Genomic DNA, 11,363 nt, shown 5'->3' with positions numbered 1-11,363 from the left:
TTAACTTTTATATTTTATATTTATATTGATTAATAAGAATATTTCAGATAATCTGTTTTGATTAATAAAGCGTTTTATCTGATTAAGATAAAATACAAAAATTTATTACAAACAGAGAAAAAAGTGAAAACATCTCGTTTAGGCCTATTAGAAACACAAACCATGGATATACTAAGCAAGGCCGAGCTATCTAAATTTAAACACGAAACCCTAGAAAAAGGCTGCATCCTTTATAGCGATTTCATAAAAATCATAATCTTTAAAAGCGGATCTGCAAAGTTATCGTTTTTTGAAGACGGAGAAGAATTTATCATATATCACTTACAAAAAAACAACATCACCATACTTGATGAAACCTGCGCTATTGAAATTTTAGAAGATAGCGAAATTTACTCCATAGAAACTCAAAATATAGAAGAGATGCTGCAAAATCACGAATTTACAAAAGGTCTTTATCAGACAATGCTAAACATAACTTTACTGCAAAGACAGATAATAAAATCGATATTGTTTGAAGATGCAAAAGGTCGCATATCAAGCTTTTTGATAGAGCTTGCAAACGAACAAGATCTCAAACAAAACGGATATAGATATGTGTTTTTGCCTTTTTCGGTTAAAATTTTATCTTCGTTTGTCGGGCTTAAAAGACAAAGTGCATCAACGGCATTTAACGAACTGATCAAAGAAGACGTCATCAGAAAGATAACTCCGCACGAATTTTTGATTATAGATTATGAAAGATTACAAAGCTACACAAACTGATTTTTAAAAGCTAATTTCAGATATCTAAAATTTAAAGCGGGCTAAGAGAATTTAGGCCTCTTGATAAAACCAAAAAGCCTAAATTCGCAGCTAAATTTTAAAATAGCAAACAAATATCAATCCTTCATATCAAATTTATTTGCCATAAATCCTACAAGTCCTACGAAAAATAGTCCTCCTACGATATTTCCAAGAGTTACGGGAACTAAATTTTTAACCAAGAAATTTGTCCAATTTAACTCGTTTAATCCGGCCACGCTAGTATGCAGCATATGGGCTAGCTCGCTCATATCTCCGCCTACTTGAGCCAGATAGTGAGCCTTGGCTATAAGCGCTTCTGTTATGATAAACATATTTGCCACGCAGTGCTCCATAGAACAAGCCACAAATGCGCCTATCATCCACATAATGGCAAAAAATTTGCCCGCTAAATTACTTTCTGATGTTGCAGTCCATATAGACATACAAACAAAGACGTTACAAAAAATGCCCCTTATAAAAAGCTCGTGAAAAGGCGCGGTTACCTTGCCTACGCCCGCAGGAACAAAGTGTTGCAAGATATATCCGTCAAATTTCAAAGGCAATCCCGAATAGTAATACATATAAGCAATCAGCGCTCCGCCCGCAAAATTACAAAGCCAGACAACCGCCCAATAAAATACCGCCTGACTTGGCTTAACCTTGCCCTCATAGGCGCTAACTCCCGATAGAACCGAACTTGTAAAAAGATGACCTCCGTAAAAAACAACCATCATAAGACCGCAACTAAAAGTTATGCCGCCTATGAAATTTGCCATGCCGATTGACTGCTTTTCAGCCATACCGACAGTAGAATGAGCCCAAAATATATCGCCCATAGCTATCGCGGCTCCTGCCATAATAGCTAAAAATATGACGCTTATGAGCGGAGTGTGAGCCTTGTGTTCCATTGAGCCTGATATGGCTTGAGCCGTTTGCGCAGGATTTAACATGCTGTCTCCTTTAAATTCAAATCAATTTGTAAAATTTTTTCATAAGCTTTTTTAGCGCTTTGTTTAGCTGTCTCGCTCATCCCCTCTTTAAAATCAAGGACGTTTTCAAGAAGCACGCTAATGCCTAAAAAAAGCGTTTTTGGACAAATTTTACGAAGATAACTCAAAAGAACGGGAGTTGGCAAATTATGGGTTGAATAGATATAGTCCTTTTCGTCGCTTAGATCAAAAAACTCGATCTTGCCTTCGCTAAAGCCGCTCATCGCATCAACGACAATCAAAATTTCAGGCGCAAATTCTCTAATCGCACCAAATTCGTCCTCAGGCACATCTTGCCCGTAAAATACCCTCCACTCTTTTAAATTCTCTTCAACTATTCGTCCTACCTCATTACCCACATCATCATCCCCGCGAAGCGGATTTCCTATACAAAGAATAGCCTTTTTCATCAAAAATCCTTTCTAAGCACAAGATATCCCTCTTTTAGATTAAGTAAAATTTCTTTAAATTTACCCTCTGCTAGCTGCGGGATAAGCCTAGCTGCATGCTCAGGGAAAATTTCAACTTCAAAATACTTGCTTAAATTTCCGATTTTGAATTTCACATATTCGCCCGAATTGCTTAGAATTTCTTCAAATTCATCATCGCTAAGCTCTAAAATTTTCTCACTGAAATCAATAGTCCCGACTCCATGACCAACGCATGTGGAGAAAATTTTGATATCCTTAAGCTCTCTTGGCATCTTCTCGTTTTCATCCATATGGCGTTTTGTGAGTTTGTAAATTTGTATCATCTTTTATCCCAAATTTCTTTTTGAACATCTATTGAAAATTCGCTATCCGCTTTTGCGTATTTTAGATAAACATCATTATGAAGCAGCGCCATGCACTCAGCGTACCTTGGGTCGTCTTCATGCTTGATGGCTTCAAGGATGGCTTCTTTGCTCGCTTTTGGGTTTTTTGCATCGGTTGATGTTTTAATAGCGCTCATATATTTTTCAAAAAGAGTTCTACCAAAGATATAGCTCATTAGCCTCTTTGACTCGGCTTGCAAATCTCTTTCAAAAAGAGTATCGCCCAAAACGGACTTTTCAACAGGCGGAGGCAAGGTATTGTCTTGCTCATAGCTTCTTCTTTGAAGCTTTTGATCGATTATGCCAAGAGCCATGCCAAGACCGTAAATCACACTTGCAGGATGTGGCGGACAACCGGGGATATACACATCCACGGGGATTATCTTGTCAATTCCTCCCCAAACGCTATAAGCGTCATAAAATATACCGCCGCTACTTCCGCACGCACCAAAAGCCACGACTATCTTCGGATCGGGTGCCGCTTCATAAGCACGAAGAAGAGGATAATACATCTGTCTGGTAACAGGTCCTGAGCAGACCAATATATCCGCATGACGAGGATTTGCCACTAGTTTAAAGCCAAACCTCTCAGGATCCCACATAGGAGTAATAGCTGCAAAAATTTCTATCTCGCAACCGTTGCAACTTCCGCAATCTATCCTATAAACGCTAAAGCTTCTTTTTATATTTTTAAGATGCTCCAGCTTTGCGGTTAGATCGTTTGCCGTTTTTATATTTTCAGGAACTTGATATAAACTCATTTTATCGCCTCCTCTGTGCCCTTGGTTAATCTTGTAACCGCTTGGGCTTTTTTGCATTCAGGACAGATATAAAGATACTCTTTTGCTTCCTGCAATCTTCCCGGAAGCAAATTTGCGCCGGCAAGCTTTTCGTAGCTGTAGTTAATTAATCTTTTTGGAGTAAAGGATTTCCCGCAACATTTGCATTTTTCAACCTCAAGCTCTCCTCTTTGAATAAGTGCGGTTTTATCAAATTTAACCGCCAGCTCAAAGCTATCGCTTAGTCTTACCGCTCCTGTCGGGCAAACCTCATCACAGCGTCCGCAAAATATACATCTAGCGCAATCAAACTGCCATATAAGCTTGTCTTGACTCTCGTTCATTTTTATCTCTATGGCATTGCTTGGACAAGCGACTCCACAAGCCGCACAGCCTACACAAAGATCATAAGTATAGTGTGGCTGACCACGGAAATTTTCATGAACTTTATACGGTTCAAACGGATAAGCATATGTCGCTTTTCCGTATTTCTCGGTTATGTCAAAGAGTTTCATCATCTTAGATCCTTTTTACTGACCCCGCCTGATTGGCAGAATTTTTTAAGGTCTTTTTCTGTTAAAATTTTAGATTTCTTGCTTCTTACATCGACTAATGTTACACGCTCGGTACATGAATAGCACGGATCAAGCGAACAGACTATAAGCGCGGCATCGGCTATCGTGTTACCTCTAAACTGATATCTAAGGCTTGGCCAGTTGTTATAAGTTGCTGCTCTACATCTCCAGCGAAATACCTTTTGAGCGCTTCCTTGCATGATCCAATGCACATTTTCGCCTCTAGGCGCTTCATCATGACCAAGAGCGAAATTTTCAGGCTTGATCATGGTTTTTGGATCTATCATAATAGGAGTTTGAGGCATGAGCTCTAAGCATTGGCGTATGATATGAATGGAGCTTTTTAGCTCTTTATATCTTACGACCTCCCTACTAAAGACATCTCCTCCGTGCTCAACAGCAACTTCAAATTCAAGCTGATTAAAAAAATCGTAAGGATGATCGTAGCGATTATCTCGCTTAAAGCCCGAACCTCTCATATTTGGACCAACGGGACTAAAGTCTCTGGCAACTTGTTTATCAAGTACGCCCACACCCTTCCAGCGCCCTATCTGACGCTTATCATCCATGACCGCATCCCAAATTTCAGTTATCTGAACGTCAAGATTGTTTATTATCTCGATAGCTTTTTTGATCTCATTATTTGTCATATCGCGTCTTAAACCGCCCATTATGACGTTTCCGTATGTCTTGCGACCTCCCGTTACAAGTTGAGCTAGTTCCATAGAGTATTCCCTTACTCTAAAGATATGCATAAATGCGTTATAGTTGCCCGTAACCTCGCAGGCTAAGCCGATATTTAAAAGATGGCTATGAAGACGCTCTATCTCAAGGCATATCACGCGAATAGCTTGAGCCCTAAGCGGAATTTCAAGACGGATAGCCTTTTCTGCCGCTTCTATACAAGCGATTGCGTGAGCGTATCCGCAAATTCCGCATACGCGTTCTGCAAGATAGCCCATTTGATCGTAGTTCATTCTGTTTTCGGCGAGCTTTTCCATACCTCTGTGCTGATAAAAGAGGCGATAATCGGCATCTATTATCTCATCTCCGTCACAAAATAGCCTAAAGTGACCCGGCTCATCGCTTGTTACGTGAAGAGGTCCAAGCGGAACATCCACTACGCTATCTCCGCTAGGAAATAAAAATTCCGCCTCCGGCTCGTCTTGATGAGCTACCGCATTTGGTCTATAGCGATAGTCCATAGCGTCTTTTCTTAGCGGATGAAGTCCATCGGGCCAATCATCGCTTAGAACCAACCTGCGCTTATCGGGAAGTCCTTCTGCGATAAGTCCGAACATATCATAAGCCTCACGCTCATACCAAACGCAAGCCGGAACCAAAGGAGTAACCGATGGAAATGTCGGGTCATTTCCAGGGATTAAGGTCTTAACGGTGATAAAGCACTTATCCTCAGGTGCAAAATCATCAGCCTCGGTCATCTTTGAGCCCTCCATAGAAATAGCGTAATAAAGCGCGAAATTTCCGTTTATGGCTCTTTCGTCATTTGGTATCATAGTAGAAATAAATCCGCCTATATCATAATAAAGCGTTTTTACCGCAAGCGGAAGATCGTTTCTATCAACCAAAACAGTGATCTGATCCTCGGCTTGTCTTGTTACTTCAAGGATTTTGACCTTAGTTTTTAAAATTTCTATAAATTTATCTCCACGCATCTTAAGCTCCCATTATTATTTTAACGCCGCTTTCAACCAAGACGAAAAAGCTATCCACATGCCAAACGCCAAAGATGATAATAAGCGCACAAAGTCCGATAAGCGGTAAATTTTCAAACATACTCATCTCTTTATTGTGAACGATCACTCCTTTTGGCTCACCAAAGCTTGCCATATTAAAGTGCGAAAAGTCGGCTATAAAGATGATGGCAAGGGCTATTGCAAATAGCGCAACTGCGAAATACTGACCCGTAACTATCGCGCCTTTAAAAACTAAAAATTCGCTAACAAATATCGCAAAAGCAGGCACTCCAACCAAAGAGCAAACCGCTGCGCCAAACATTATCGTAGTAATAGGCGCTATCTTTATCATGCCGCCCATCTTGCTCATGTCTTTGTGTCCGTAAATTCTTGCTATATTTCCGGTAGAACAAAACGCAAGCGCTTTTGTAAAGCTATGAGCCAAGCAGTGAAAGATCGCAGCAAAAATTCCAAGTTCTCCTCCGATACCCAAAGCAAAAGCTATAACGCCCATATGAACTATAGAGTGGTATGCAAACATTCTTTTTACGTCGTGTTGTCTAACTAGGAAAATTCCCGCTATAAATAGTGTCAAAGTGCCCGAAATCAGCATAATATCTTGCACGAATTCAAACCCCGTAGCATTAGCGGTAACGGCGTAGTATCTTAAAAGTGCAAGCATAGCGCATTTTAAAAGAACGCCCGAAAGAAGCGCTGATATAGGTGCAGGACCTTGAGCATGAACATCAGGTAGCCAAGTATGCGTAGGAGCAAGACCTGCTTTCGTACCAAAACCGATAAGAGCCAAAACAAATATCAATTTAGCGGCATCTGAATTTAACTCCTTGGCATTACTCATGATAGTAGTCCAAAGCATCGCCTCTTCGCCGTTTCCTACATTTGAGAAAGTAGCAGAGTATAAAACAACCGTAGCATATAGAGCAAATGCTAAGCCGATAGAGCAAAGCACTATGTATTTATAGCCACTCTCCGTTGATTTTTGATCTTTGTTGATAGCAACCAAAAAAACGGAAGCCAGCGTTGTAGCCTCGATAGCGGCCCACATAAAGGCTATGTTGTTGCAAATAACGCTTAAAGTCATAGTAAATACGAAAACATGGCAAAGCGCATAGTATTTTCTAAGATCTTCTAAATTTATATGCCCCTCTTCAAGCTCCCACTTCATATATTGGGTGGAATATAAATTTACTAAAAATCCGGTTACCGCAATAAGTATCAAAAATACGCAACCAAGACCGTCAAGAAACAAAAACTCATCATAGCTAAAAAACGTACCGTCGCTAAGCACTTTACAGACGTTATAAAGCAGCGCAAAAGATGTTGCGCCCGATATTGCGGCATGCTCCGTGCTAAGAAGCGTATAATTTTTAGGAGATAAGAACAAAACCAAAGCTCCTATAAGCGGTAAAATTAATATCAAAATTAAACTATCCATCTTTAACCCCTTAAATTCGTAGCTTTAGACGTATCAAGACTATCGTAAGCCTTGTAAAATCTAATAGCCAGAACACTCATTATGATTACTGCAAATATCGCGTCGGTTAAGATTCCAAGCTCGACAAGCTCGTGAGAGTTGTAAGCCATAAGAGCCAAGCTTAGATGTATGCCGTTTTCAAAAAGGCAGTAAGCTAAAATTTGTTTTACGAAAGAATTTCTAAGCATAAAACCGAAAATTCCCATCATAAATACGCATACGGCAGCCAGTAGCATAATCTGATCTTTTATAAGCGAAAATTCCAAAAAGATAGGATTTATGCTCATAGAACACGCCAGACTAAAACCCATTGCTATAACGGGACTTACGAAAAACCCTGCTACAGGCTCGTCTTCAGATACGACTCCAAGCTTTTTAATTAGCCAAAACAAAATAGCAGGCACAAATAAAACCTTGGTAAAAAATGCCACTATCGCCCAAGTTGAGAGCTGAGGAGCGTTAAATTTAGAAGATAGCATGAAAAAGATGCTAACTAATATCAAAGTTTGGATTGCATAAACGCCCACCGAGGCTTTTAAATTTCTAAGTCCGAAGACAGCCAAAGATGTTACTATCATACATATTGCTAAAATATCTAGAGTTTGCATCTTACACTCCTACAACATAAAGCGTCAACGCTATAAAGGATATGGCAAGCGCGCCGATAGCGTTTTTGCGAAGGCTTGACGTCATCTTAAAGCGTGGGCCGAAGTTATCTATAAACACCGCAGCTACATAAAACACTCCCGCTTTTAGAACAAATATAATAATGGCTAAAAACGGATTTGAAAAATTCCAAGGCTCAAATATAGTTAAAAAGAGTCCTATCATTGCAAATTGTTTTAGGATAAGAGACGCTTGCACTAAGCCCAAATCACTTCCTGCATACTCTCCGAGCAAACCTTCTTGAAGCTCTTGTTCGGCTTCTGCCAAGTCAAAAGGCTTTCTACCCGTTTCTACATACATACACCATAAAAAGGCGATTGACGCAACCGCAAAGCTTGGAATTTGATATCCTATGGTTCCGTCTTTTACCATTTGTTGAATTTCAACCAAATTTGAAGTCTTTGCGCTAAGCATAACGACGATCAAACACATAATCATAACGGGCTCTACATATACGGCAAGCATCTGTTCGCGTCCGCCGCCCGTTGCCGCATAAGGATTTCCGCTATCCATAGATGCCGCGCCAAAGACAAATCTTAAAAGCGCGCCCAGATAAAGAATAACGAATATATCAGAATAAGCGCCAAATATTGTCTCCTTGCTATATGTTATAGGGATAGCAGCCAAAATCGCAGCAGATGTTGCAAACAAGAAAAACGGCGCATATCTAAACACCCAGTGAGAGCATTCAGGCACTGTTCTTCCCCGTCTAAATAGCTTTATAATGTCGCGATACGTTTGAAAAAAATCGCTTCCTTGTTTTGACTGAAGCTTAGCTCTAAGCTTTCTAGCTATACCGTCAAATAAAGGCGCAACCAAGACGATAACGACAACTTGAAATATCATTAAAAGTATAGTTTCCATCTTACGCCCCTTAAATCAAAAAGTAACTAACTGCGAGTATCGCACACAAATAGACAATAATATAAAGAGAATACACGTTTGTATAACCGCTTTGCATTACGCCTATCTTATCGGCTATGCTCTTGCAGCGGTTGATGATAGGCTCATATATCATTCCCCACCAGATGTCTTGCGGGTGATTATGATACTCTACGGGATTAAAATAGCCCTTTGTAACTATTTTTTTATGCCCTTTAAACAGCCAATCCATAATCTTTCTAAGATCGCCCGTAAAAGGACCTCCTGTCATTTGCATACGCGAACTGTATTTAAATCCGCAAGCCCAAGGATCAGTCTCTCTTGGTTTGGTTCTATTTGCCTTCATTACAACCAAGATCGCAAAAGGAAGTATCATAGTAGAGCATAAAATAATCGCTATTAAAGGAGTGGATACGAAACTTCCGATAGGAGATGTGATAGATGTGGCACCCAAACTCGCATCATATCCGCTTGGAGATATTGAATTAACAGCTTGCATGATATAATCGACAATGATATTTGCTCCAACACCAAAGCCGACACAACCTATCATCAAAATCACCATTCCTAAAACCATGCCCACAGGGCTTTCTTTTGCATTTTCCCAAATTTTCTTATCTCTTGGAGTTCCTGCAAATATAACCGCATAAAGTTTTAAGTGCATGCCCACCAAAACTCCCGTAAGTGCAAGAGCTACAACAGAAAGGGTAAATGCATATCTGGTAAAAATTCCTTGCTCCATGGCTCCTTGAAGCATACCTTGATAGGTAAACCACTCGGACACAAAGCCGTTTACAGGCGGAAGCGCGGCAATACCCATGATGCCTATAAACATACCCACGCTCGTCCAAGGCATTTTTTTAGCAAGTCCGCCAAGCACGTCCATATCTCTTGTATGAGTTGCATGAAGAACCGAACCTGCACAAAGAAAGAGAAGCCCTTTAAATATCGCGTGGTTTACTACGTGATAGCAACCCGCTAAAAAGCCTACCGCAGCTAGCGTCATATTGCCTGCTGCAACGCCGTAAATTCCGGTTCCCAAACCAAGTAAAATAATTCCTATATTTTCAACGGAGTGATAAGCAAGCAAGGCTTTATAGTCGTGTTGACAAAGCGCATAAAGAACGCCAAAGAGCGAACTAGCGGCACCTAAAATCAATATAGTAAGCCCAAAATATATACTCATCGGCAAAAACAGAGTAAATTTGACAAGAGTAAATAATGCAACTTTAATCATAACGCCGCTCATAAGCGCTGAAACGTTTGAAGGCGCTGCCGGGTGAGCAAGCGGAAGCCAAACGTGAAACGGCCACATACCCGCCTTACTTCCAAAGCCGACAAGAAATAGTATAAACACTATAACAGAAGCGCCCATAGGCATTTTTACGTTCATAAACGCAGAAAATTCCGAGCTTCCCGCATAATAAGCCATAAGAAGCAAGCCGCATGTGATACAAAATGCTCCGACTTGAGCTATGCCAAGATATATCATCACCGCTCTTAAAGTGCCTTTTCCGTCATTTACAAGGATTAAAAACGACGATATAAGAGTCATAAGCTCCCAAAGCACGATAAAGCAAAATACATTGTTTGCGCTAATAACTAGAAGCATTGATAGTATAAACAGATTAAACAAACAGGCAAAAACTCCTACATTGGCTTTTTTGACGTATTCCTCAGCATAGCTCATGCCGTAAACGCTACTTGCAAAGCCGATAAATACAACAACAAAGCTAAAGAAATTTCCAAGCGGATTTAAAGCGAAATTCGGAGAATAAAGGAAATTGCCAAAAAGCGCAAAACTATCGCTTGAGCCCATATTGCTTACAAAGTGAACCATAGCGTAAAAACAGCTTAACGCGCTAAGCCCAAAGCCTACTTTAACGGCAGCCTTTGGAGCGCCGTAAAGCAAAATACTAATAATCGAGCTTACGCAAAAAAGAGTATAAACACTTATCATAGCTCACCCCCTTGAGGAGAGCAAATTTTAGCTCCTTGTAAAATTTTATTTACAAATTTATCCGCCGCTTCAAAATCTATCTTCCTGCCAAGCTTGTGCTCGTTAAGCATAGGATCAACCATTATAAGAGCGCTTGTAGGACAAACATCGACACAAGCGGGACCTCCCTCGCGACCGTAGCACATATCGCATTTTATAGCGATATTTTTTGCACCGGCTTGAGACTCTATCTCAAGATAGTATTTTGGCTCAACCGCATAATTAACAGACGGCATAAGCTCTGCACTTGAGCTAATAGCACCATAAGGGCAAGCGATAGTGCACATCTTACAGCCTATACAAATTTCCTCGTGAAGCTCTATGCAGTTATCATCAAACCTAAGAGCTCCGGTCGGACAAACGTTTGCGCACGGTCCGTCATCGCACTGCCTGCATTGAGACGGCATAACGCCACCCGCTTGTCTAAGAACCGTTAGACGAGCTTTTGACAGCTTGCCTCGCTCATAAGCGCTCTTAAAACAGGCCGCCATGCAAGTAGCGCAACCTATACAGCGCTTATAATCAGCAATTACAAATTTATGCTTTTTCATAAATTCCTCCTAATATAAACAAGAACCGCCACAAATGAGCTCTTGCTTACTTGATTTAGGTTAAGCAACCCATAGTATTTCCCTGCCGCTATTTCTTTTTCGGTGTTTTGAAATTTAATACACGCATATGATA

At 40.4% G+C, this 11,363-nt stretch carries 12 protein-coding genes; 1 reads left to right on the top strand and 11 read right to left on the bottom strand.

Translation table 11 applies throughout. The annotated features are described in order from the left end of the window. Window positions 1-123: 123 nt before the first annotated feature. Window positions 124-762: a Crp/Fnr family transcriptional regulator gene (locus ACHJH3_RS01085; RefSeq protein WP_407063213.1), complete on the top strand. Its 639-nt coding sequence runs from the start codon at window positions 124-126 to the stop codon at window positions 760-762. Window positions 763-878: 116 nt separating this feature from the next. On the opposite strand, the gene ACHJH3_RS01080 is transcribed toward ACHJH3_RS01085, so the two are convergent. Genes ACHJH3_RS01080 through ACHJH3_RS01030 form a run of 11 tightly spaced genes read right to left on the bottom strand, consistent with a single transcriptional unit; the run spans window position 879 to window position 11,230 of the window. Continuing rightward, on the bottom strand, window positions 879-1,733 hold the full coding sequence (locus ACHJH3_RS01080) for a formate/nitrite transporter family protein (RefSeq protein WP_169939892.1): 855 nt from the start codon (window positions 1,731-1,733) through the stop codon (window positions 879-881). Next, window positions 1,727-2,182, bottom strand: coding sequence for a hydrogenase 3 maturation endopeptidase HyCI (locus tag ACHJH3_RS01075; protein WP_169939890.1), 456 nt, complete (start codon window positions 2,180-2,182; stop codon window positions 1,727-1,729). The genes ACHJH3_RS01080 and ACHJH3_RS01075 overlap by 7 nt, the downstream gene beginning before the upstream one ends. Further along, window positions 2,182-2,526, bottom strand: a complete 345-nt coding sequence (locus tag ACHJH3_RS01070; RefSeq protein WP_172201493.1) for a formate hydrogenlyase maturation HycH family protein — start codon at window positions 2,524-2,526, stop codon at window positions 2,182-2,184. The genes ACHJH3_RS01075 and ACHJH3_RS01070 overlap by 1 nt, the downstream gene beginning before the upstream one ends. After that, window positions 2,523-3,347, bottom strand: coding sequence for an NADH-quinone oxidoreductase subunit B family protein (locus ACHJH3_RS01065; protein WP_169939886.1), 825 nt, complete (start codon window positions 3,345-3,347; stop codon window positions 2,523-2,525). Before ACHJH3_RS01065 ends, ACHJH3_RS01070 begins: the two co-directional genes overlap by 4 nt. Then, a complete protein-coding gene (locus ACHJH3_RS01060; protein ID WP_169939884.1) occupies window positions 3,344-3,883 on the bottom strand; it encodes a formate hydrogenlyase complex iron-sulfur subunit in 540 nt (179 codons plus the stop codon). The genes ACHJH3_RS01065 and ACHJH3_RS01060 overlap by 4 nt, the downstream gene beginning before the upstream one ends. Further along, window positions 3,880-5,616: a hydrogenase large subunit gene (locus ACHJH3_RS01055; protein ID WP_169939882.1), complete on the bottom strand. Its 1,737-nt coding sequence runs from the start codon at window positions 5,614-5,616 to the stop codon at window positions 3,880-3,882. The genes ACHJH3_RS01060 and ACHJH3_RS01055 overlap by 4 nt, the downstream gene beginning before the upstream one ends. A gap of 1 nt (window position 5,617) precedes the next feature. Then, a complete protein-coding gene (locus ACHJH3_RS01050) occupies window positions 5,618-7,093 on the bottom strand; it encodes a hydrogenase 4 subunit F (protein ID WP_172201495.1) in 1,476 nt (491 codons plus the stop codon). 2 nt (window positions 7,094-7,095) lie between these two features. Next, the gene (gene hyfE / locus ACHJH3_RS01045) at window positions 7,096-7,740 is read right to left on the bottom strand and encodes a hydrogenase 4 membrane subunit (RefSeq protein ID WP_172201496.1); all 645 of its coding nucleotides are present in this window, start codon (window positions 7,738-7,740) and stop codon (window positions 7,096-7,098) included. A 1-nt stretch (window position 7,741) separates the two neighbouring features. Then, window positions 7,742-8,662: a respiratory chain complex I subunit 1 family protein gene (locus tag ACHJH3_RS01040; protein ID WP_169939876.1), complete on the bottom strand. Its 921-nt coding sequence runs from the start codon at window positions 8,660-8,662 to the stop codon at window positions 7,742-7,744. Window positions 8,663-8,672: 10 nt separating this feature from the next. Then, a complete protein-coding gene (locus tag ACHJH3_RS01035) occupies window positions 8,673-10,640 on the bottom strand; it encodes a proton-conducting transporter transmembrane domain-containing protein (RefSeq protein ID WP_407063212.1) in 1,968 nt (655 codons plus the stop codon). Further along, window positions 10,637-11,230, bottom strand: a complete 594-nt coding sequence (locus ACHJH3_RS01030; RefSeq protein ID WP_169939872.1) for a 4Fe-4S dicluster domain-containing protein — start codon at window positions 11,228-11,230, stop codon at window positions 10,637-10,639. Before ACHJH3_RS01030 ends, ACHJH3_RS01035 begins: the two co-directional genes overlap by 4 nt. Between the last annotated feature and the right edge of the window lie 133 nt (window positions 11,231-11,363).

This window comes from Campylobacter canis (assembly GCF_045504005.1).
GTDB classification, from domain to species: Bacteria; Campylobacterota; Campylobacteria; order Campylobacterales; family Campylobacteraceae; genus Campylobacter_A; species Campylobacter_A canis.
This window is presented reverse-complemented; position numbering and strand designations above follow the sequence as displayed.

Bases quoted from the DNA above. Each gene is read 5' to 3' on its own strand.
- ACHJH3_RS01080 (WP_169939892.1), bottom strand. From the start codon at position 1,733: ATGTTAAATCCTGCGCAAACGGCTCAAGCCATATCAGGCTCAATGGAA.
- ACHJH3_RS01075 (WP_169939890.1), bottom strand. From the start codon at position 2,182: ATGAAAAAGGCTATTCTTTGTATAGGAAATCCGCTTCGCGGGGATGAT.
- ACHJH3_RS01070 (WP_172201493.1), bottom strand. From the start codon at position 2,526: ATGATACAAATTTACAAACTCACAAAACGCCATATGGATGAAAACGAG.
- ACHJH3_RS01065 (WP_169939886.1), bottom strand. From the start codon at position 3,347: ATGAGTTTATATCAAGTTCCTGAAAATATAAAAACGGCAAACGATCTA.
- ACHJH3_RS01060 (WP_169939884.1), bottom strand. From the start codon at position 3,883: ATGATGAAACTCTTTGACATAACCGAGAAATACGGAAAAGCGACATAT.
- ACHJH3_RS01055 (WP_169939882.1), bottom strand. From the start codon at position 5,616: ATGCGTGGAGATAAATTTATAGAAATTTTAAAAACTAAGGTCAAAATC.
- ACHJH3_RS01050 (WP_172201495.1), bottom strand. From the start codon at position 7,093: ATGGATAGTTTAATTTTGATATTAATTTTACCGCTTATAGGAGCTTTG.
- hyfE (WP_172201496.1), bottom strand. From the start codon at position 7,740: ATGCAAACTCTAGATATTTTAGCAATATGTATGATAGTAACATCTTTG.
- ACHJH3_RS01040 (WP_169939876.1), bottom strand. From the start codon at position 8,662: ATGGAAACTATACTTTTAATGATATTTCAAGTTGTCGTTATCGTCTTG.
- ACHJH3_RS01035 (WP_407063212.1), bottom strand. From the start codon at position 10,640: ATGATAAGTGTTTATACTCTTTTTTGCGTAAGCTCGATTATTAGTATT.
- ACHJH3_RS01030 (WP_169939872.1), bottom strand. From the start codon at position 11,230: ATGAAAAAGCATAAATTTGTAATTGCTGATTATAAGCGCTGTATAGGT.